At 54.7% G+C, this 22,886-nt stretch carries 18 protein-coding genes; 13 read left to right on the forward strand and 5 right to left on the reverse strand.

Going from position 1 to position 22,886, the window contains the following annotated elements; genetic code table 11:
- The first annotated feature begins 115 nt into the window (after positions 1–115).
- A complete protein-coding gene (mrcA, locus tag ACLJQJ_RS18205; protein ID WP_023237398.1) occupies positions 116–2,668 on the forward strand; it encodes a peptidoglycan glycosyltransferase/peptidoglycan DD-transpeptidase MrcA in 2,553 nt (850 codons plus the stop codon).
- 95 nt (positions 2,669–2,763) lie between these two features.
- Here the strand turns inward: mrcA and nudE are convergent, their stop codons facing one another.
- Positions 2,764–3,327, reverse strand: a complete 564-nt coding sequence (gene nudE, locus ACLJQJ_RS18210) for an ADP compounds hydrolase NudE (RefSeq protein WP_000045725.1) — start codon at positions 3,325–3,327, stop codon at positions 2,764–2,766.
- A 322-nt stretch (positions 3,328–3,649) separates the two neighbouring features.
- Between nudE and igaA the strand changes: the two genes are divergently transcribed.
- From igaA to hslO, 4 genes are all read left to right on the forward strand, one after another.
- Entirely contained in the window at positions 3,650–5,782 is a 2,133-nt protein-coding gene (gene igaA, locus ACLJQJ_RS18215) for an intracellular growth attenuator protein IgaA (RefSeq protein WP_000104092.1), read from the forward strand.
- Between the two features lie 64 nt (positions 5,783–5,846).
- Entirely contained in the window at positions 5,847–6,515 is a 669-nt protein-coding gene (yrfG, locus tag ACLJQJ_RS18220) for a GMP/IMP nucleotidase (protein WP_045342397.1), read from the forward strand.
- A 10-nt stretch (positions 6,516–6,525) separates the two neighbouring features.
- Positions 6,526–6,927, forward strand: a complete 402-nt coding sequence (gene hslR, locus ACLJQJ_RS18225) for a ribosome-associated heat shock protein Hsp15 (protein WP_000660723.1) — start codon at positions 6,526–6,528, stop codon at positions 6,925–6,927.
- Positions 6,928–6,951: 24 nt separating this feature from the next.
- Positions 6,952–7,830, forward strand: a complete 879-nt coding sequence (hslO, locus tag ACLJQJ_RS18230) for an Hsp33 family molecular chaperone HslO (RefSeq protein WP_001135571.1) — start codon at positions 6,952–6,954, stop codon at positions 7,828–7,830.
- A 110-nt stretch (positions 7,831–7,940) separates the two neighbouring features.
- Here hslO and ACLJQJ_RS18235 read toward each other — a convergent pair whose 3' ends face one another.
- The gene (locus ACLJQJ_RS18235) at positions 7,941–9,650 is read right to left on the reverse strand and encodes a DUF4153 domain-containing protein (RefSeq protein ID WP_063808798.1); all 1,710 of its coding nucleotides are present in this window, start codon (positions 9,648–9,650) and stop codon (positions 7,941–7,943) included.
- Positions 9,651–10,029: 379 nt separating this feature from the next.
- On the opposite strand from ACLJQJ_RS18235, the gene pckA reads away from it, so the two are divergent.
- Positions 10,030–11,649, forward strand: a complete 1,620-nt coding sequence (gene pckA, locus ACLJQJ_RS18240) for a phosphoenolpyruvate carboxykinase (ATP) (protein WP_001265689.1) — start codon at positions 10,030–10,032, stop codon at positions 11,647–11,649.
- Between the two features lie 74 nt (positions 11,650–11,723).
- Here the strand turns inward: pckA and envZ are convergent, their stop codons facing one another.
- Positions 11,724–13,076 (reverse strand): two-component system sensor histidine kinase EnvZ, encoded by a 1,353-nt coding sequence (gene envZ, locus ACLJQJ_RS18245; protein WP_001253818.1) that lies wholly within the window; start codon positions 13,074–13,076, stop codon positions 11,724–11,726.
- Entirely contained in the window at positions 13,073–13,792 is a 720-nt protein-coding gene (gene ompR / locus ACLJQJ_RS18250; protein WP_001157751.1) for a two-component system response regulator OmpR, read from the reverse strand. The genes envZ and ompR overlap by 4 nt, the downstream gene beginning before the upstream one ends.
- Positions 13,793–14,017: 225 nt before the next feature.
- Here ompR and greB point away from each other — a divergent pair, with 225 nt between their 5' ends.
- From greB to ACLJQJ_RS18280, 6 genes are all read left to right on the forward strand, one after another.
- A complete protein-coding gene (greB, locus tag ACLJQJ_RS18255; protein ID WP_000856695.1) occupies positions 14,018–14,491 on the forward strand; it encodes a transcription elongation factor GreB in 474 nt (157 codons plus the stop codon).
- A gap of 98 nt (positions 14,492–14,589) precedes the next feature.
- The gene (locus ACLJQJ_RS18260; RefSeq protein ID WP_000980662.1) at positions 14,590–16,920 is read left to right on the forward strand and encodes a Tex family protein; all 2,331 of its coding nucleotides are present in this window, start codon (positions 14,590–14,592) and stop codon (positions 16,918–16,920) included.
- A 436-nt stretch (positions 16,921–17,356) separates the two neighbouring features.
- Entirely contained in the window at positions 17,357–17,584 is a 228-nt protein-coding gene (gene feoA / locus ACLJQJ_RS18265) for a ferrous iron transporter A (protein WP_001160955.1), read from the forward strand.
- An 18-nt stretch (positions 17,585–17,602) separates the two neighbouring features.
- Complete coding sequence (gene feoB / locus ACLJQJ_RS18270; RefSeq protein WP_000736983.1) at positions 17,603–19,921, forward strand: Fe(2+) transporter permease subunit FeoB; 2,319 nt, start codon at positions 17,603–17,605, stop codon at positions 19,919–19,921.
- A gap of 12 nt (positions 19,922–19,933) precedes the next feature.
- Positions 19,934–20,170, forward strand: a complete 237-nt coding sequence (feoC, locus tag ACLJQJ_RS18275; protein WP_000157590.1) for a [Fe-S]-dependent transcriptional repressor FeoC — start codon at positions 19,934–19,936, stop codon at positions 20,168–20,170.
- Between the two features lie 234 nt (positions 20,171–20,404).
- Entirely contained in the window at positions 20,405–21,331 is a 927-nt protein-coding gene (locus ACLJQJ_RS18280) for an Rpn family recombination-promoting nuclease/putative transposase (RefSeq protein WP_000235954.1), read from the forward strand.
- Positions 21,332–21,366: 35 nt separating this feature from the next.
- On the opposite strand, the gene bioH is transcribed toward ACLJQJ_RS18280, so the two are convergent.
- Entirely contained in the window at positions 21,367–22,137 is a 771-nt protein-coding gene (gene bioH / locus ACLJQJ_RS18285; RefSeq protein ID WP_063808797.1) for a pimeloyl-ACP methyl ester esterase BioH, read from the reverse strand.
- Positions 22,138–22,174: 37 nt separating this feature from the next.
- On the opposite strand from bioH, the gene gntX reads away from it, so the two are divergent.
- Positions 22,175–22,858: a DNA utilization protein GntX gene (gntX, locus tag ACLJQJ_RS18290; protein ID WP_000958733.1), complete on the forward strand. Its 684-nt coding sequence runs from the start codon at positions 22,175–22,177 to the stop codon at positions 22,856–22,858.
- Positions 22,859–22,886 lie beyond the last annotated feature (28 nt).

A 22,886-nucleotide genomic window follows, 5' to 3' on the forward strand; every position in this document is an offset into this window, starting at 1 on the left:
TCGATCTCCTTATCACCCGTCGCGTTAACGGGTATATCAATGCGTCTGGCTTGCCTTTATACTACCGCGCGTTTGTTTATAAACTGCCCAAATGACACTAAATGGGAAATCTCCAGTGAAGTTCGTAAAGTATTTATTGATCCTTGCAGTATGTTGCATCCTGCTGGGAGCAGGCTCGATTTATGGCCTTTATCGCTATATTGAGCCGCAGCTACCTGACGTCGCGACATTGAAAGATGTGCGTTTGCAAATTCCGATGCAGGTTTACAGCGCGGATGGCGAACTTATCGCGCAATATGGCGAAAAACGTCGTATTCCCGTTACGCTCGATCAAATTCCGCCGGAAATGATCAACGCCTTTATCGCCACCGAAGATAGCCGCTTTTATGAGCATCACGGCATTGACCCGGTAGGTATTTTCCGTGCGGCCAGCGTCGCGCTCTTCTCCGGTCACGCATCGCAGGGAGCAAGTACCATTACCCAGCAACTGGCGCGAAACTTCTTCCTTAGCCCCGAACGCACGCTGATGCGCAAGATCAAGGAAGCGTTTCTGGCGATTCGTATTGAGCAGTTGCTGAATAAAAATGAGATCCTCGAACTCTATCTGAACAAGATCTATCTCGGCTACCGCGCCTATGGCGTTGGCGCGGCGGCACAGGTCTACTTTGGTAAGACGGTCGACCAGCTTAGTCTAAGCGAAATGGCGGTTATCGCCGGACTACCTAAAGCGCCTTCTACCTTTAACCCGCTCTACTCGATGGATCGGGCGATAGCGCGCCGTAACGTAGTGCTTTCGCGAATGTTAAGCGAGGGATATATCACTCAGGCGCAGTACGATCAGGCACGTAGCGAACCTATCGACGCAAATTATCACGCGCCGGAAATCGCCTTCTCCGCGCCTTATCTGTCGGAAATGGTGCGCCAGGAAATGTATAACCGTTATGGCGAAAGCGCCTACGAAGATGGTTATCGTATTTACACGACCATCACCCGCAAAGTGCAGCAGGCCGCGCAACAGGCGGTGCGTAATAACGTGCTGGACTATGACATGCGCCACGGTTATCGCGGCCCGGCGAATGTGCTATGGAAAGTGGGCGAAACGGCGTGGGACAGTAAAAAAATTACCGATACGTTGAAAGCGTTGCCAACCTACGGACCGCTGCTTCCCGCCGTGGTCACCAGCGCTAATCCGCAAGAGGCGACCGCTGCGCTTGCCGACGGTACGTTCGTTTCGCTACATATGGAAGGAATGCGTTGGGCGCGGCCTTACCGCTCGGATACACAGCAGGGGCCGACGCCGCGTAAAGTTACCGATGTCGTCCAGACAGGTCAGCAAATCTGGGTTCGTCAGGTGGATAACGACTGGTGGCTGGCGCAGGTACCGGAAGTGAACTCCGCGCTGGTTTCGCTTAACCCGCAAACTGGCGCGGTACTGGCGCTGGTCGGCGGTTTCGATTTTAATCAGAGTAAATTTAACCGCGCGACGCAAGCTTTGCGTCAGGTGGGGTCGAACATCAAACCGTTCCTCTACACCGCCGCAATGGATAAAGGGCTGACGCTCGCCAGTATGCTCAACGATGTGCCGATTTCCCGCTGGGACGCCGGGGCAGGTTCAGACTGGCGTCCGAAAAACTCCCCGCCGCAGTACGCCGGACCGATTCGTTTACGCCAGGGGCTGGGGCAGTCGAAAAACGTGGTGATGGTACGCGCCATGCGCGCCATGGGCGTCGACTATGCGGCGGAGTATCTGCAACGCTTCGGCTTCCCGGCGCAGAATATCGTGCATACCGAATCGCTGGCGCTGGGCTCCGCCTCCTTCACGCCGATGCAGGTTGCGCGCGGTTATGCGGTGATGGCGAACGGCGGTTTCCTGATCGACCCGTATTTCATCAGCAAGATTGAGAACGATCAGGGCGGCGTGATCTTCGAAGCGAAACCGAAAATCGCCTGCCCGGAGTGCGATATCCCGGTCATTTACGGCAATACGCAGAAATCCGACGTGCTGGAAAACACCAATGTGGAAGAGGTCGCGGTTTCGCAAGAGCAGCAAAACAGCGCCGTACCGATGCCTGAGCTGGAACAGGCAAACCAGGCGCTGGTTGCGCAAAACGGCACGCAGGAGTACGCGCCGCATGTGATCAATACGCCGCTGGCGTTTCTGATCAAAAGCGCGCTGAACACCAATATCTTCGGCGAACCCGGCTGGATGGGTACCGGATGGCGTGCGGCGCGCGACCTTAAACGTCGCGATATCGGCGGCAAAACCGGTACGACCAACAGCTCGAAAGACGCATGGTTCTCCGGCTATGGTCCTGGCGTCGTCACTTCCGTATGGATCGGCTTTGACGATCACCGCCGTGATTTAGGCCGCACCACCGCTTCCGGCGCGATCAAAGATCAAATCTCCGGCTATGAGGGCGGCGCGAAGAGCGCGCAACCTGCATGGGACGCCTATATGAAAGCCGTGCTGGAAGGCGTGCCGGAACAGCCGCTAACGCCGCCGCCGGGCATCGTCACGGTGAATATCGACCGCAGTACCGGACAACTGGCGAGCGGCGGTAACAGCCGTGAAGAGTATTTCATCGAAGGCACGCAGCCGACACAACAGGCAGTACACGAGGTGGGAACCACCATTATTGATAATGGTGAAACACACGAACTGTTCTGATCAAAAAAGGCGCTCCGGCGCCTTTTTTATTGTGTTTAGCGGATGACGGCGAACGGGGAGACGAACTTTCCGTTGGCTTGATCAACGCCGCGCCATCAGGCAATTCGGCCCTGCGCTTTCAACCACTCGCGTACCAGAAACAGCGCGCTGACGTTGCGGGCCTCGTTAAAATCGGGGTCTTCCAGCAGATCCATTAAATGCGCCAGCGGCCAGCGTACCTGCGGCAATGGCTCAGGCTCGTCGCCTTCCAGCGACTCCGGATAGAGATCTTCCGCCACCACGATATTCATTTTGCTGGAAAAATAAGAGGGCGCCATGCTGAGTTTTTTTAAGAAGGTCAGGTTATGCGCGCCAAACCCGACCTCTTCTTTGAGCTCCCGGTTCGCCGCTTCAAAAACGGTCTCGCCCGGGTCGATCAATCCTTTCGAGAAGCCCAGCTCATAGGATTCGGTTCCCACCGCATACTCACGAATAAGAATCAGATGCTCATCAACGATCGGCACAATCATTACCGCCTCACGGGTTGATGGTCGCATACGTTCATACACGCGACGCACGCCGTTGCTGAACTCCAGATCCACGCTTTCTACGTTAAACAGTCGGGATTGTGCGACGGTTTCCACTTTCAGAATGGTGGGTTTTTGTAATGATTTGCTCATTGTGAGAATCTTTGCAGTGTAATCTGTGGTCATTGTGCGACATACCGCACGGTTTCGGCAATGCGAATTGCCGTTTATTTACATTTATGTAACGTAATAAAAATTAATTCTTATTTCAAATTAAAAGTCAATAGGTTGAAATAACTCCAGGAATTTGCTGATATTCCGTTTTTGGTGGTATTGCTATGATTTGCCTTCACTGGGATGCGCTTTACAATGCTCAAGTTCAACTCCACGCTTGCCGATAGCCAACCACAGAAAAATGTTTATTGGACAGGGTGCGACTGACCACGCCTGACAGACTTAGTAAGATGGGGAAAGCATGAGCACCATTCTGATTTTTATAGCTGCTTTGCTGGCCTGCTCTCTACTGGCAATATGGCGGTTCCGGGTAAAGTCCAGACGAGGGAGTTTACCGTGGATCAGCGCCTTTCAGGACGCGCAAACGCGTAAACTGTTGCCCGAAGAGCGCAGCGCGGTAGAAAACTATCTCGATAACCTTAGCCAGATCCAGCAAGTTCCGGGGCCGACAGGCGCCAGTGCTGCGCCCATCTCGCTGACGCTGAACGCGGAAAGCAACAGTGTCGTGATACTGACCCACTCCATCACCCGCTACGGCATTACCACTGACGATCCTAATAAATGGCGCTACTACCTCGACTCCGTCGAAGTCCATCTGCCGCCTTTCTGGGAACAGTACATCAATGATGAAAACAACGTTGAGCTGATCCTCACGGATACGCTGCCGCTGGTGATCTCTTTAAACGGCCATACGCTGCAAGAGTATATGCAGGAGTCGCGCGGCTACGCGCTACAGAATACCGCCTCTACGCAGGCGTCGATTCGCGGCGAAGAGAGCGAGCAGATTGAGCTGTTGAATATCCGTCAGGAGACCCACGAAGAATATGCGCTCAGCCGCCCGGCTGGCTTGCGCGAAGCGTTGTTAATCGTCGCCTCCTTTTTGTTATTCTTTTTCTGCCTGATAACGCCAGACGTTTTTGTACCGTGGATGATAGGCGGCGCGATCCTGCTGCTGGCAGCCGGACTTTGGGGGCTTTTTGCGCCGCCGTCGAAAAGCGCGCTGCGGGAAATTCACTGTCTGCGGGGAACGCCCCGCCGCTGGGGACTGTTTGGGGAGAATAATCAGGAGCAGATTAACAATATATCCCTGGGCATCATCGACCTTATTTACCCTGCCCACTGGCAACCCTACATTACGCAGGATCTTGGGCAACAAACGGATATTGATATTTACCTTGATCGCCATGTCGCGCGCCAGGGCCGGTTTTTATCCCTGCATGATGAAGTGAAAAACTTTCCGTTGCAGCACTGGTTACGCAGCACTGTTATTGCTATCGGTTCGCTGCTGGTGTTGTTTATGCTGCTGTTCTGGATCCCGCTGGATATGCCAATTAAGTTCACGCTATCGTGGATGAAAGGCGCGCAAACCATTGAAGCGACAACGGTAAAACAGCTTGAAAAAGCTGGCGTGCGGGTGGGCGATACGCTGCACCTGAGCGGTAAAGGAATGTGTAATATTCATTCCGGCGCAACCTGGAGCGGCCAGTCTAACTCACCGTTTATGCCGTTCGATTGCTCGCAAATCATCTGGAATGACGCGCCTGCGCTACCGCTGCCGGAATCAGACCTGGTGAATAAAGCGATGGCGCTAAGCCAGGCGGTAAATCGTCAGCTCCATCCAAAACCCGAAGACGACTCGCGCGTCAGCGCATCTTTACGCTCCGCAATCCAAAAATCGGGCATGGTATTATTAGATGACTTTGGCGATATTGTTCTGAAAACCGCTGATTTGTGCGCGGCGGAAGACGAGTGCGTGCGCCTGAAAAATGCGCTGGTTAATCTCGGTAACAGTAAGGACTGGAACGCGCTGGTGAAACGCGCGAACGCTGGCAAACTGGACGGCGTCAACGTGCTGCTACGCCCCGTAAGCGCAGAGTCGCTGGAAAATCTGGTCACGACCTCAACGGCGCCGTTTATTTCTCGCGAGACCGCGCGTGCCGCCCAGTCGCTGAATAGTCCCGCTCCCGGCGGATTCCTGATTGCCAGCGATGAAGGCAGCGAACTGGTTGATCAGGCCTGGCCGTCAACGCCGCTGTATGACTATCCCGCGCAGGAACAGTGGAGCGCCTTCCAGCGTCTGGCGCAAACGCTCATGCAGACGCCATTTAGCGCCGAGGGCATTGTCACCAGCGTGTATACCGATGCCAACGGTACGCAGCATATCAGCCTGCATCGTATCCCCGATAAATCCGGCTGGTGGCGTTACCTCGGCACCACGCTGCTGATGCTGGCAATGATAGTGAGCGCGGTCTACAACGGCATTCAGGCGTTCAGACGTTATCAACGCCACCGTACCCGTATGGCGGACATCCAGGAATACTATGAAAGCTGCCTCAATCCCAGGTTAACCGTCTCTCCGGAAAATCTCATCTGATAGCGCCGCCGTGCGACAGGGTATGCTACCCTGTCGCGCAAATTGCGTTACCCTGGAGTTCCCCATGCATATTGATATTGACTGGCAAAACGTGGATACCGTTTTGCTGGATATGGACGGCACGCTGCTCGATCTCGCGTTCGATAACTATTTCTGGCAAAAGCTGGTACCGGAAACCTACGGCGCGCAGCAGGGTATTTCGCCGCAGGACGCGCAGGAATATATTCGTCAGCAGTATCATGCCGTACAGCATACGCTAAACTGGTACTGTCTGGATTACTGGAGCGAGCGTCTGGGTCTGGATATTTGCGCCATGACGACGGCGCAAGGGCCGCGCGCCGTTTTGCGCGACGATACCGTACCGTTTCTGAATGCGTTAAAAGCCAGAGGAAAACGTCGGATTCTGCTCACCAATGCGCATCCACATAACCTGGCGGTGAAGCTGGAGCATACCGGTCTGGCCTCACACCTTGATTTATTACTTTCCACCCACACATTTGGTTATCCCAAAGAGGATCAGCGGTTATGGCGCGCTGTCACTGAGGAAACGGGAATAAGCGCAGAGAAAACGCTGTTTATCGATGACAGCGAACCGATTCTCGACGCCGCCGCCCGGTTTGGTATTCGCTACTGTCTTGGCGTGACGAATCCCGATTCCGGCCTGGCGGAAAAGCACTATACGCGCCATCCGTCCCTGAACGACTACCGCCGTCTGATCCCCTCGCTGATGTGAAGGAGACGCCATGAAAGAAAAGTCCTCCGTTGAGGTCAGACTGGATAAATGGCTGTGGGCCGCGCGTTTTTATAAAACCCGCGCGATGGCCCGCGAGATGATTGAAGGCGGTAAGGTGCATTACAACGGCCAGCGCAGTAAGCCGAGCAAAATCGTCGAGCTGAACGCAACCCTTACCCTGCGTCAGGGAAATGACGAACGGACGGTGATCGTTAAAGCCATCACCGAACAGCGCCGTCCGGCCAGCGAAGCCGTCGCTCTGTATGAAGAGACGGCGGAAAGCGTGGAAAAACGCGAAAAAATGGCGCAGGCACGCAAGCTTAACGCCCTGACCATGCCGCATCCGGACAGGCGACCGGACAAGAAAGAGCGCCGCGACCTGTTACGATTTAAACACGGCGACAGCGAATAACTGTCACCCGCAAGAGAGATGATTATGCCGCAACATGACCAATTACATCGTTATCTGTTTGAAAACTTTGCCGTTCGCGGCGAGCTGGTGACCGTTTCGGAAACCTTGCAACAGATCCTCGACAATCATACCTACCCGCAGCCGGTGAAAACCGTGCTGGCCGAACTGCTGGTCGCCACTAGCCTGCTGACCGCAACGCTGAAGTTTGCCGGTGACATTACGGTACAGCTCCAGGGCGACGGGCCATTAAGCCTGGCGGTGATCAATGGCAATAATCAGCAGCAGATGCGCGGCGTGGCTCGCGTTCAGGGCGACATCCCTGACAATGCGGATCTCAAAACGCTGGTTGGCAACGGCTATCTGGTGATCACCATTACGCCGGAAGAGGGTGAGCGCTATCAGGGCGTGGTGGGTCTGGAAGGCGATACTCTGGCGGCGTGCCTGGAAGATTACTTCCTGCGCTCCGAGCAGTTGCCGACGCGCCTGTTTATCCGTACCGGCGATGTCGACGGTAAACCGGCGGCAGGTGGAATGTTGCTCCAGGTGATGCCGGCACAGAACGCGCAGGCGGAGGATTTCGACCATCTGGCTATGTTGACGGAAACCATTAAAAGCGAAGAGCTGCTGACGTTACCGGCAAATGACGTGCTGTGGCGTTTGTATCACGAAGAAGAAGTCACGCTCTACGATCCGCAAGATGTTGAATTCAAATGCACCTGTTCACGCGAACGTTGCGCGGGCGCGCTGAAAACATTGCCGGATGAAGAAGTGGACAGCATTCTGGCGGAAGAAGGCGAAATCGATATGCACTGCGATTACTGCGGCAATCATTACCTGTTCAATGCGATGGATATCGCGGAGATCCGTAACAACGCCTCTCCTGCCGATCCACAGGTTCATTAATCGCCTTTCAGTCGACAACATCATTGCCTGATGGCGCTGCGCTTATCTGGCCTACAGCATCCCGCTCCGTAGGCCGGATAAGGCATTTATGCCGCCATCCGGCAAAAAGCTTACTCGTTGTAGTAATCCACATCCAACCGCTGACCATCAACAATGATATCGCGCCAGGCTTTGGGAGCTGAGTCTAACCGATGCCCGGCAATCGCGTGCAACAGTTGCGTCTTAGAAAACCCGTCCGGCAGTCGGGCGAACGCTTTCTGCGTCCATTTCCCCTCTTTTAAGCCGTAGACCTGGCTCTCGGCAACAATAAAGTTATACAGCACCTGCTCAGGCTGACCGTCGCCGTTAAGATCCTGACTCACCAGCACGCAGGCATCCGGTTCAAGGCAGGAATCGTCCGAATAACTCTGCTCTTTGACAAACGCCCAAAATGCGGCATCCGGCTTCTGGCTACCGGGCGCAATCATCACCACCCGCGCTAAATCGTCCGCCGTCGGAGAGACCTTATTTCTCTGCAAAAACGTCATCAGTTTACGATTGCGCTTTCTGTTCTGCGTAAACGCCTCGTCATCCCGCAACGATTTCAGCGCTTCCTGGCCAGGTTTGCCGCTGTGATCCAGCATATACAGGCTGATCTGATCCGCAGTAATTTTACCGCTATGGTAACGCGCCATATGGCTGTTGACGCTAATACGCCAGACATCAAGTACAGGCGAGGCCAGCAACAGCAATATCACCAGCGTCAACAAAGAGACGCTCAGTATCACCTTGCCTTGCCACTCACCAGGGTCGCGTCCGCGGCGTAACAGACCGATCAGATAACCGAAGGACCATACCAGCAAGACAGACGCCGTCAGCGCGCCATACAGACGATCCGGCGTCCAGCCGTATTGCTGAATGCGTACCCATAACGCCCAGCCCGCCAGCAGCATATATATCGGGGCAACGCACAGCGAGGCGCTAATCATGCCGCGTAGTACGCGCGGATAGGGTAATACGCGCTTTTGCGGTTCGTTGACAATCGCCACGAGGAGCAGCAGCATCAGCGTCAGCGTGGATAGCAGCCCCGCAGCGGAAACACGCGCAGAAATCGCCTCCAGTCCGGTAAAGGGTAACGTCACAATAAACAGCAATGCCAGCAGCGACACCACCGGCAGTAAACCCGTCGCGATCAGCGTCAGCAGCTTTTGCACCGCCGCCACAAGGCGCGACTGCGTGCGGGCGAGAATGACCGCCAGCGCCGTAATCAGGCCGATGGTCACATAAATAAAGGCTTCAGTTTCAAAGAAAAGGGTGCTGAAAAAGCGGATGCCCACCAGCCTGAATAGCGCGCTCCAGAGCAGAAGCACCAGCCAGAACAGTCCGTTGGCGACCAGGACGATAAACAATATCAGTACGTTATGCCATAACCGCAGATAAAACTGGGGATAACGCGCCGAACCGGTTTGCGAATGTAGCTGATATTGCATCCAGGGTAAGACCAGCATCGCCATCAACACAAGCCGGAGACCATACAGCCAGAGGAGCTCGGCCAGGCGCCATTTCTCCACCGTCTCAACCTGCCATTTCAGCCAGCCGCTCATTGCCAGCACGACCACAAAGGTCAGCCCCAGCCAGCCCCACAGCGCGCGCTGTTTAAAAGAGACCACGGTAAGCAATAGCATTGACGACAACGCTATCGTCGCAGGCATACCATAGAACAGCCAGTCGCTATTTTGTGGTACCAGCCAGGCCATCAGCAGGTAGCACAAAACGCCCTGCAGCAAACCGGTGAGCAACATACCCCAGCGAGTAGTACGTGAAAGCGCTACACTTTCCATGTCGTTATCCAGAATGATGAGAAAGCCGCATTATTGCACCATCTGTTCACCGCCAGGCGTCGTCATGCATAATTCAGAAAAAAACGCAGAGAGGTGAATCGATATTGTTCATGTTGGTGTTACGTAACTTTCTTACATGAATGCGATTACAGTCACATTATGTCGGTCAAAAACACTTCCTTTTAACGTTTTCAGAACATTTTCCACAACAAAAGTAGGTTTCCTGCCATAATAACCGCCGCTGCGTGACAGGAGTCACAGTGTTTTTCGTCAATCGTGATTTTGTCCAGATACGTAAATCTATGAGCCTTGTCGCGGTTAACCAACCTCAAAAAACCTTACTATTTTCGGTAATATATATTGGCTAAGGAGCAGTGATATGCGCGTTAACAATTTAACCCCGCAAGATCTCAAGGCTTATGGTATCAACGACGTCCAGGATATCGTTTACAATCCCAGCTACGACACCCTTTATCAGGAAGAACTTAATCCTGGTCTGGAAGGCTATGAGCGTGGCGTGTTAACTAACCTGGGCGCTGTTGCCGTTGATACCGGTATTTTTACCGGTCGTTCGCCTAAGGATAAGTATATTGTTCGCGACGACACCACGCGTGATACGCTGTGGTGGTCCGATAAGGGTAAAGGTAAAAACGATAATAAGCCGCTTTCCCAGGAAACCTGGCAACACCTGAAAGGTCTGGTGACGCATCAGCTTTCCGGTAAACGCTTATTCATTGTTGATGCGTTCTGCGGCGCAAATGCCGATACGCGTCTTTCCGTGCGCTTTATTACGGAAGTCGCCTGGCAGGCCCACTTCGTTAAAAATATGTTCATTCGCCCAACGGACGAAGAGCTGGTAGGCTTCAAACCTGACTTTATTGTCATGAACGGCGCGAAGTGCACCAACCCGCAGTGGAAAGAGCAAGGGCTGAACTCGGAAAACTTCGTGGCGTTCAACCTGACTGAACGTATTCAGCTTATTGGCGGCACCTGGTACGGCGGCGAAATGAAAAAAGGAATGTTCTCGGTAATGAACTACCTGCTGCCGCTCAAAGGTATCGCCTCAATGCACTGTTCCGCCAACGTGGGTGAAAAAGGCGATGTCGCGGTCTTCTTCGGCCTTTCCGGTACCGGAAAAACCACTCTGTCCACCGACCCGAAACGTCGTCTGATTGGCGATGATGAGCACGGTTGGGATGACGACGGCGTGTTCAACTTTGAAGGCGGCTGCTACGCCAAAACCATCAAACTGTCGAAAGAAGCGGAGCCAGAAATTTATCATGCGATTCGCCGTGATGCGCTACTGGAAAACGTCACCGTGCGCGAAGACGGCACCGTAGATTTCGATGATGGTTCCAAAACCGAAAACACCCGCGTCTCTTACCCGATCTATCATATCGATAACATCGTTAAGCCCGTATCCAAAGCAGGTCACGCCACCAAGGTTATCTTCCTGACGGCGGATGCTTTCGGCGTGTTGCCGCCGGTTTCCCGTTTAACCGCTAACCAGACGCAGTACCACTTCCTGTCGGGTTTCACCGCTAAACTGGCCGGCACCGAACGCGGCGTCACCGAACCGACCCCCACCTTCTCCGCCTGCTTCGGCGCCGCGTTCCTGACGCTGCACCCGACGCAGTATGCTGAGGTGCTGGTGAAACGTATGCAGGCAGCAGGCGCGCAGGCTTATCTGGTTAACACCGGCTGGAATGGCACCGGCAAACGTATCTCCATCAAAGATACGCGCGCAATTATCGACGCCATTCTGAACGGTTCTCTTGATAACGCGGAAACCTTCCGTCTGCCGCTGTTCGATCTGGCGATCCCGACTGAACTGCCAGGCGTGGATACCCACATTCTCGACCCGCGTAACACCTACGCGTCGCCGGAACAATGGCAGGAAAAAGCCACCGCGCTGGCGAAACTGTTCATTGAGAACTTCGAGAAGTATACGGATACCCCGGCAGGCGAAGCGCTGGTTAGCGCCGGACCGAAGCTGTAAGGAACAGGCCGGATGGCGGCTTTGAACGGCGTCATCCGGCGTTGAGAAGAAAGGGAGGGTAATACCTCCCTTTCTTATGCCTCTTTTGTCGTCCCCTGGACGCGAGCCACAGGAACCGGTAGCCAGGCGCGAATTGACAATCCGCCACGCTCGCTGGTGCCAATCTCCAGCATCCCGTTATGGTTATCGATAATGCGCTGCACAATCGCCAGCCCCAGCCCTGTGCCACTGGTGCTACGGGCGCTGTCGCCACGCACAAAAGGCTGGAACAGATGTTTACGCTGCTCCGGCTTAATGCCCGGCCCGTCATCTTCTACCTGGAACCAGGCGCGATGCGACTCGGTGCCGCTGCTGACCTTAATCCAGCCGTTGCCATAGCGGGCAGCATTGACCACCATATTCGCCACCGCGCGCTTAATTGAGAGCGGGTGCATTTTCACCTGGATACTGCCTGCCTGAAGCGCAGTGTTAATCTCACGCTCATAGCCGCTTTCCGCCGCAATCACCTCGCCCAGCACGGAATTGAGATCCGCCATCTCCATTGGCATTTCCTGACCGGTACGCAGATAGTCAATAAACTGTTCGATAATGGCGTTACACTCTTCGATGTCTTTATTGATCGACTCCGCGAGATAACCGTCTTCCTCGCCCATCATCTCCGTCGCCAGACGAATACGGGTCAGCGGCGTGCGCAAGTCGTGGCTGACGCCCGCCATCAATAGCGTACGGTCATCGGCCAATTGCTTCACGCCGGCTGCCATATGGTTAAACGCCCGGGTCACAGAGCGCACCTCAGAGGCGCCATATTCACGCAGCGGCGGCGGAATAATTCCCTTCCCTACCTGCAAAGCGGCATGTTCAAGATCCACTAACGGTCGATTCTGTATACGAATAAACAGCCACGCGCCGCCTATCGCCAGGAGCATGATCGCCAGCGTGTAACGGAAAAGCGGAGAAAAATCTCCCTGATGAATCTCGGTCAGCGGCACGCGCACCCAGATATTGGGCGACAGCCAGGTTTTGAGCCACACGACGGGTGAGCTTTTGTTGACCTCAACGCGCACTTCCGTCGGGCCGCCTAATTGCTGCGCCATCTGGTGGCTTAAGAATTCGTAGTGTTGCGCCCAACGCAGCCCGGCCTCTTCGGCGGCTTCGTTGGTGTAGAGAGAGATCCCCAGCTCGCGATAGATTTCCCGACGAAACGCAGGCGGCACGACTAACTGCGTGCCGTCCTCCAGTTGCAGCTTATCGGTCATCAGCATACGGACTTCGTAAGCCAGAACCTTATTAAACTGCTGGAGGCTCGGCAAAATCGCGAAGTTCAGCACCACCAGGTAGGTCGTCACCAGGCTGACGAACAGCAAGGTGACGATGAGCAACAGCGTGCGGGCAAATGAACTTCGCGGCGAGAAGCGCATTCGCCTCATGCTTTAGAACCGTCCGGTACGAAGACGTAGCCCAGGCCCCAGACGGTCTGAATATAACGCGGATGCGCCGGATCTTCTTCCACCATACGGCGCAGGCGGGAGATCTGGACGTCGATGGAGCGTTCCATCGCGGAATACTCGCGACCACGGGCCAGATTCATCAGCTTGTCGCGAGAGAGCGGCTCGCGCGGATGGCTGACTAACGCTTTCAGTACCGCAAACTCCCCGCTGGTCAGCGGCATCGGTTCATCTTCACGGAACATCTCGCGCGTACCGAGGTTCAGTTTAAACTTACCGAACGCGATAACGGCCTCTTCCTGCGACGGCGCGCCGGGCAGTTCGTTTGCCTGACGACGTAGCACGGCGCGAATACGCGCCAACAGCTCGCGCGGGTTAAACGGTTTAGGAATGTAGTCATCGGCGCCGATTTCCAGCCCGACGATACGGTCAACTTCTTCACCCTTCGCCGTGACCATAATGATCGGCATTGGATTACTTTGACTACGCAGGCGACGACAAATCGACAGACCATCTTCACCTGGCAGCATTAAATCCAGTACCATGAGATGGAAAGATTCACGGGTCAGCAGACGATCCATCTGCTCGGCGTTAGCGACGCTTCGAACCTGGAAGCCCTGCTCGGTCAGATAACGTTCCAGTAGCGCCCGCAGACGCATATCGTCATCAACCACCAGAATCTTATAATTCTCTTGCATTGTCTGTACTCCCAAAGGTTCGCAACAAATGTAAGTGTGTATTCTTAAAAAAGCTCACGTGAGTCACCAGCAAATTCTGGTATGAATTTCAGGCTAAATTGTTACAAAGCATATTTAACAGCAGCTTAAATATACAATTAATCGGCAACCCCATTATTTATTCTGTCGGGACGATCACGTTATACCCCGTGTGCGCAATATCGACAGCAAAGGTAAATCAACGAGATGAAAACGCCCCTGATCACCCGCGAAGGGTACGAAACACTCAAACAAGAGCTCAATTATCTCTGGCGTGAAGAGCGCCCGGAGGTCACCAAAAAAGTGACCTGGGCTGCGAGTCTGGGCGACCGCAGCGAGAATGCCGACTATCAGTATAATAAAAAGCGCCTGCGTGAGATCGACAGACGCGTCAGATATCTGACCAAATGCATGGAAAATCTCAAAATCGTGGATTATTCCCCGCAGCAGGAGGGCAAAGTCTTCTTCGGCGCCTGGGTGGAAATTGAAAATGATGACGGCGATACGCTGAAGTTCCGCATTGTCGGCTACGATGAAATTTTCGGACGTAAGGATTACATCTCTATCGACTCGCCGATGGCGCGGGCGCTACTGAAAAAAGAAGTGGGCGATCTGGCGGTGGTCAACACCCCTGTCGGCGAAGCAAACTGGTACGTCAATGCGATCGAATACGTCAAATAAGACAAGAAGAATCCTAAGCCCCCGCTGATGGCTGGCATTTTTGCCAGCCAATCCGTATAACTATCCCCTGATTTTTATCCTGAAGACGAAGCTAACCCATGATGAATGATTCTTTCTGCCGCATTATTGCGGGTGAAATCCAGGCAAATGCCGGACAGGTTGAAGCTGCCGTTCGCCTGCTTGACGAAGGGAACACCGTGCCGTTTATCGCACGTTATCGTAAAGAAATCACCGGCGGTCTGGATGACACGCAGTTGCGTAACCTGGAAACGCGTCTGGGCTATCTGCGTGAGCTGGAAGACAGGCGTCAGGCCATCCTCAAGTCCATTTCCGAACAAGGCAAACTGACCGATGAGCTGGCTGGCGCCATCAACGCTACGTTAAGTAAGACCGAGCTCGAAGACCTCTACCTGCCCTATAAACCTAAACGCCGCACCCGTGGACAAATCGCCATTGAAGCCGGCCTTGAGCCGCTGGCCGATCTGCTCTGGAACGAGCCGTCCCACGATCCTGACGTGGAAGCGGCAAAGTACATTGATGGCGACAAAGGCGTGGCGGACACGAAAGCCGCGCTCGACGGCGCACGCTACATTTTGATGGAGCGCTTTGCCGAAGACGCCGCATTGCTGGCGAAAGTGCGTGATTACCTGTGGAAGAACGCCCATCTGGTCGCCACAGTCGTGAGCGGCAAAGAGGAAGAAGGGGCAAAATTCCGCGACTATTTCGACCATCATGAGCCCATTGCTAACGTCCCGTCTCACCGTGCGCTGGCCATGTTCCGTGGTCGTAACGAAGGCATTCTGCAACTTTCGCTCAATGCCGACCCACAGTTTGATGAGCCGCCGAAAGAAAGCTACTGCGAGCAAATCATCATGGACCATCTCGGCCTGCGGCTAAATAACGCCCCGGCGGATAGCTGGCGCAAAGGCGTAGTGAGCTGGACGTGGCGTATCAAAGTCTTAATGCACCTCGAAACCGAACTGATGGGCACCGTGCGCGAACGTGCGGAAGATGAAGCGATTAACGTGTTTGCCCGTAACCTGCACGACCTGCTGATGGCAGCCCCCGCAGGCCTGCGCGCCACGATGGGCCTTGATCCTGGCCTGCGTACCGGCGTAAAAGTCGCTGTCGTTGACGGCACCGGCAAGCTGGTGGCGACGGATACCATTTATCCGCATACCGGTCAGGCGGCCAAAGCGGCTACCGTGATCGCCGCGCTGTGCGAAAAATACCACGTCGAACTGGTCGCGATTGGCAACGGTACGGCCTCGCGTGAAACCGAACGCTTCTATCTCGACGTACAGAAACAGTTCCCGAACGTGACGGCGCAGAAAGTGATCGTCAGCGAAGCGGGGGCGTCCGTGTATTCCGCTTCTGAGCTGGCGGCGCAGGAGTTTCCGGATCTCGACGTCTCCCTGCGCGGCGCGGTCTCTATCGCGCGTCGTCTACAGGATCCGCTGGCGGAACTGGTGAAAATCGATCCGAAATCGATCGGCGTCGGCCAATATCAACACGATGTCAGCCAGACGCAGCTGGCGCGTAAGCTGGATGCGGTGGTCGAAGACTGCGTAAACGCCGTCGGCGTCGATTTGAATACCGCCTCCGTGCCGCTGCTGACCCGCGTCGCGGGCCTAACGCGCATGATGGCGCAAAACATCGTCGCCTGGCGTGATGAGAACGGTCAGTTCCAGAATCGCCAGCAACTGTTGAAGGTGAGCCGTCTGGGGCCGAAAGCGTTTGAGCAGTGCGCGGGCTTCCTGCGTATTAACCACGGCGATAACCCGCTGGATGCCTCCACCGTCCACCCGGAAGCCTATCCGGTTGTCGAACGCATTCTGGCGGCGACGCAGCAAGCGCTAAAAGATCTGATGGGCAACAGCAACGAATTGCGTCACCTCAAGGCCGCTGATTTTACCGACGATAAATTCGGCGTGCCGACCGTGAGCGATATCATCAAAGAGCTGGAAAAACCGGGCCGCGACCCGCGTCCTGAATTTAAAACCGCGCAATTCGCCGATGGCGTCGAAACCATGAACGACCTGCTGCCGGGGATGATTCTGGAAGGGGCGGTCACTAACGTCACTAACTTCGGCGCGTTTGTCGATATCGGCGTTCATCAGGATGGCCTGGTCCACATCTCTTCCCTGTCGACTAAGTTCGTCGACGATCCACACACCGTGGTAAAAGCGGGCGACATCGTGAAGGTGAAAGTGCTGGAAGTGGATCTGCAACGTAAGCGTATTGCGCTGACGATGCGTCTGGACGAACAGCCCGGCGAAACCGCCGCTCGCCGCGGCGGCGGCGCCGATCGCGCTCAGGGCAACCGCCCGGCGTCAAAAGCGGCGAAACCGCGCGGTCGTGACGCCCAGCCAGCCGGTAACAGCGCCATGATGGACGCGCTGGCAGCGGCAATGGGGAAAAAACGCTAATCGGGTAATACGCAGGCCGGGTTACTTCTTATCCGGCCTGCGATTTTGCAATACGTCCAACCCTTTCTTTTTTAATTAACAATTAAATCTTACCCATTAGAATCTGTTAATTAATTTCCTTCTGCTATCCGCACTATTAATTATCACTTTATTAACAGATGAAACCTTAATTAAACATTAAAAACGGTGAATATTTGCACATTAGGGGTATTTGCAAAAAGACAAATAAATGTTGAGCCATATCAACATCGGCGCAAATTATCGCTTATTTGTACATTCCGTCACATTTTAATCGTTGAAGATAGAAACCATTCTCATTATCATTGTGTTGTTGATTATTTACTCTTTCCTTCGTTGGCTAAACATCGGGTCTCCTGCCGCCCCCCTGAGCGCCGCATGAGGTATACATCCAGTTAGTAAGAAACAAGTAGGTCGTATGCAATTCACTCCTGACACTGCGTGGAAAATCACCGGCTTTGCGCGTGAAATCAGCCCGGCGTATCGTCAAAAACTGCTTTCGCTCGGCATGTTGCCCGGCTCTTCATTTAATGTCGTCCGCGTCGCGCCCTTAGGCGATCCGATCCATATCGAAACACGACGCGTGAGTCTGGTTTTGCGTAAAAAGGATTTGGCGTTAATAGAAGTGGAAGCGGTTTCCTGTTAATACAGTGAGTCTATAAAAATGAAAAAATTAACCATTGGTTTAATTGGTAATCCTAATTCCGGCAAGACCACCTTATTTAACCAACTCACCGGCGCGCGTCAGCGCGTGGGGAACTGGGCGGGCGTCACCGTCGAGCGTAAAGAGGGCCAGTTCGCGACAACTGACCACCAGGTCACGCTGGTAGATTTACCCGGCACCTATTCTCTGACGACCATCTCGTCACAAACCTCTCTCGACGAACAGATCGCCTGCCACTACATCCTGAGCGGCGACGCCGACCTGTTGATAAACGTTGTGGACGCCTCCAATCTGGAGCGCAACCTCTATTTGACGCTGCAACTGCTGGAGCTGGGTATCCCCTGTATTGTCGCGCTCAACATGCTGGATATCGCCGAAAAACAGCAGGTTCGTATTGATGTCGACGCTCTGTCCACGCGTCTGGGTTGCCCTGTCGTACCGCTGGTATCGACTCGCGGCCGCGGTATCGAGGCGCTGAAACTGGCCATTGACCGTCACAACGCTAACGACAACGTCGAACTGGTGCATTATGCCCAGCCGCTGCTGCGCGAAGCAGGTTTCCTGGCCGACGCGATGGCCCAGGAGATGCCTTTACAACAGCGCCGCTGGCTGGGTCTGCAAATGCTGGAGGGCGATATCTACAGCCGGGCTTACGCAGGCGAGGCGGCGCAAAACCTGGACACCTCCCTGGCCCGTCTGAAGGATGAAATGGACGACCCGGCGCTGCATATCGCCGACGCCCGTTATCAGTGTATCGCCGCTATTTGCGACGTGGTCAGCAATACCCTGACAGCCGAACCCAGCCGCTTCACCAGGGCGGTCGATAAAATTATCCTGAACCGCTTCCTCGGCTTACCGATTTTTTTGTTCGTGATGTACCTGATGTTCCTGCTCGCCATTAACATCGGCGGCGCGTTGCAACCCCTGTTTGATGCCGGTTCCGTCGCCATCTTTATTCATGGCATTCAATGGATTGGCTACACGCTGCACTTCCCGGATTGGTTAACCATCTTCCTGGCGCAAGGTCTTGGCGGCGGGATCAATACCGTCCTGCCGCTGGTGCCGCAAATCGGGATGATGTACCTGTTCCTCTCCTTCCTTGAAGACTCCGGTTATATGGCGCGCGCGGCCTTCGTCATGGATCGCCTGATGCAGGCGCTGGGACTACCGGGTAAATCCTTCGTGCCACTGATTGTCGGCTTCGGCTGTAACGTACCTTCCGTGATGGGCGCCCGCACGCTTGACGCTCCGCGCGAACGCCTGATGACCATCATGATGGCGCCGTTTATGTCCTGTGGCGCGCGCCTGGCGATTTTCGCCGTCTTTGCCGCCGCCTTCTTCGGGCAAAACGGCGCGCTGGCGGTCTTCTCGCTATACGTGCTGGGTATTGTCATGGCGGTATTAACCGGCCTGATGCTGAAACATACCATTATGCGCGGCGAAGCCTCTCCGTTTGTGATGGAGCTGCCGGTTTACCACGTACCGCATATCAAGAGCCTGATCATCCAGACCTGGCAACGCCTGAAAGGTTTTGTACTACGCGCCGGTAAAGTCATTATCATCGTGAGTATTTTCCTGAGCGCGTTTAACAGTTTCTCGCTGAGCGGCAAAATCGTCGATAACATTAATGACTCCGCCCTCGCCTCTGTAAGCCGGGTCATCACACCAGTCTTTAAACCGATCGGCGTCCATGAGGATAACTGGCAAGCGACCGTGGGTCTGTTTACGGGCGCCATGGCGAAAGAAGTTGTCGTCGGTACGCTGAACACGCTCTACACCGCCGAAAATATTCAGGACGAAGCGTTTAATCCTGCCGACTTCCACCTCGGCGATGAACTGCTGGGCGCGGTTGACGATACCTGGCAAAGCCTGAAAGACACCTTTAGCCTGAGCGTACTGGCTAACCCGATCGAAGCGAGTAAAGGCGACGGCGAAATGGCGACCGGCGCGATGGGCGTGATGGATCAAAAATTCGGCAGCGCCGCGGCGGCGTACAGTTACCTGATTTTCGTCCTGCTTTACGTACCGTGTATCTCGGTAATGGGCGCTATCGCCCGCGAGTCCAGCCGCGGCTGGATGGGCTTCTCCATCCTGTGGGGGCTGAATATCGCCTATTCGCTCGCCACGCTGTTCTACCAGGTTACCAGCTTCAGTCAGCACCCGACGTACAGCCTGATCTGTATTCTGGCAGTGATCGTCTTTAACGTTGTGGTGTTAAGCCTGTTACGCCGCGCCCGCAGCCGTGTAGACATTGAACTGCTGGCAACCCGCAAAAACGTAAGTTCCTGTTGTTCGGGCACTGCGGGCAATTGTCACTAAGGGATGTAAAAAATGGCTTCATTGATACAGGTTCGCGATCTACTGGCGCTACGGGGGCGTATGGAGGCAACGCAGATCAGCCATACGCTGCACGCTCCGCAGCCCATGATCGACGCCATGCTGAATCAACTGGAGATCATGGGTAAAGCGGTACGTATCCCGGAAGAACCGGACGGCTGCCTTTCAGGCAGCTGTAAAAGTTGTCCGGAAGGTAAAGCCTGCCTGCGCGAATGGTGGACCTTGCGTTAGCCTTCGCCGGGTAGCGACGTAACGCGTCTTATCCGGCCTTTATCCCGCGTTATGTTGCCCGGTACGCGTCACGCTGCCGGGCAATTTTGCGTCATGCCTTCCACAAAGATGAAAGCGTTACCGCCGTGCGCATTTATCTCCCCACGCACCTCGCAAGCGCACTAATCCTCTACTGCAATCAGCCCGGTCTGCGCGTAGTGTCACGCCATTGAACTTCACCGATGACGGATCGATATGGCGACCTCAACAACATCCACGCCGCATGACGCGGTATTCAAACAGTTTCTATGCCACCCCGATACTGCACGGGATTTTTTGGAAATTCATCTCCCGACGACATTACGTCAAATCTGTAATCTGAATACGTTACGGCTGGAGTCCGGTAGCTTTATTGAAGAGGATTTACGCCCCCATTATTCCGATATTCTTTGGTCGCTGGAAACAAGTGAAGGTGAAGGTTACATTTACGTGGTTATTGAACATCAGAGTACGCCGGACGCGCATATGGCATTTCGGCTGATGCGTTACGCAATGGCTGCAATGCAACGGCACCTGGAGGCCGGGCATAAGACGTTGCCGTTAGTGGTGCCAATGCTGTTTTATCACGGAAACCGCAGCCCGTATCCGTTCTCATTATGCTGGCTGGATGAATTTGCCGACCCGGTGATGGCGCGTAAGCTATACGCCACCGCCTTTCCTCTGGTCGATATTACGGTCGTGCCGGACGACGAGATTATGCGGCACCGACGGGTCGCGCTGCTGGAACTCATACAAAAACACATCCGCCAGCGTGATCTGATGGGGCTTGTCGAACAGCTGGTCGCCCTGCTGGTTAAGGGATACGCTAATGACACCCAGCTTCAAAGTCTGTTTAATTACATGATGCACACTGGCGACGCCGCGCGCTTCAATACGTTTATCCGCCAGGTGGCTATGCGTATCCCACAGCATAAGGAGAAGATCATGACTATCGCAGACAGATTACGTCAGGAAGGACATCGTAACGGGTTACAGAAAGGGCTACAACAAGGCAAACAGGAAGGCCAACGGCTCGCCGCATTGCGCATTGCCCGCTCCATGCTAAACGATGGTTTCGATCGCGATACCGTGCTTAGGGTTACCGGGCTGGCGCCTGCCGATCTGGCGTCTGAAAGCCATTAATCTGGCAGAATGGTCCGGGCCCGGCAACGCCCTGGTTACAGCGATGATTTTAGCGTCATCAGCGCCTGACAAAACGCCGCCGGATGCGAGATAAACGGCGCATGGGCCGCCTTCGCCATTATCTGTGATGTACTGTGCGGCCATAACGTATCGAGCAAAGGCACGATTTTACGCGGCACCAGACCGTCCAGATAACCATACAAACGCAAAAACGGCATGTTCACATTTTTAAGCGCTTCTCGTAGATCGACCGTTTTTAAGATTTCCAGTCCGCCATTGAGCACCTCTACATCCGGCATAGGCTGCGCCAGCACCACGCTTTTTAAGGTGCGGGCATCCTGACGCGCCGTCTCCGTCCCTAACGTTTGCAGCGCCAGAAAACGCTCCACCGTGCGCTGAAAATCGTCGCTAAGCTGCTGCTGGAATCCGCCGAGGATTTCTGGTTTTATTCCCGGCCACCCCTCACGCGTGCTAAAGCATGGCGAAGAGGCGACAGTCACCAGCGCCTGGACGCGTTCAGGGTGGGTGAGCGCCATCTGACTCGCCACCAGGCCACCCAGGCTCCAGCCAAGCCAGATAGCCTGGTCCGGCGCGTTTTTCGCTACCTGCGCCGTCATCTCTTCAAGCGTCATGGCGCCAAACCCCGAGCTGCGACCATAGCCCGGCAAGTCGACCAGATGCAGCGTAAAATGCGAGCCGAGTTCCTCGCGAATGCAATGCCATACCTCCGCGTTCAATCCCCATCCGTGCAGCAGCACAAGATGACAATTTCCCTCGCCGTAGGTCTGCCACCAGATGTCATTCATCAGTTACTGTTCTCTTTTGTCTAACAAGGATGCACCTATGCTAACAGTACCGGGATTATGCTGGCTATGCCGAATGCCGTTGGCGTTAAGCCACTGGGGGATTTGTTCCGTATGCGCGCGCGCTGTTCGTCAGCGCGTCAGCCTGTGTCCGCAATGCGGATTACCTGCCGCGCATCCTTCGCTCCCCTGCGGTCGCTGCCTGCAAAAACCTCCGCCCTGGCAGCGTCTGGTGAGCGTCAGTGACTATACACCGCCCTTGAGTTTACTGGTGCATCAGCTTAAATTTACCCGCCGCAGCGAAATTGCCGCCGCACTGGCGCGTCTACTGTTGCAGGAAGTCCTCATGGCGCGCCGCAGCACTGGCTTGCAGCTTCCCGACAGAATCGTCAGCGTTCCGCTCTGGTCGCGCCGACACTGGCGGCGGGGATTTAACCAAAGCGATCTGTTATGTCAACCGTTAGCGCGCTGGCTTGGCTGCGCATGGGACAGCCAGACCATCACGCGGGTACGGGCGACCGCAACACAACATCATCTCAGCGCCAGGTTACGTAAACGCAATTTGAAAAACGCGTTTCGCCTTGAATTGCCGGTACAGGGTCTCCATATGGTTATTGTGGATGATGTCGTCACTACCGGAAGTACCGTCGCGGAAATCGCGCAACTGCTTTTGCGCAACGGCGCAGCGACTGTCCAGGTATGGTGCCTGTGTCGAACCTTGTAGAGCCTCGATGATGGGCGTATTATAACCA

Origin of the sequence: Salmonella sp. SAL04202 (assembly GCF_046550775.1) — a bacterium.
GTDB lineage: Bacteria > Pseudomonadota > Gammaproteobacteria > Enterobacterales > Enterobacteriaceae > Salmonella > Salmonella enterica.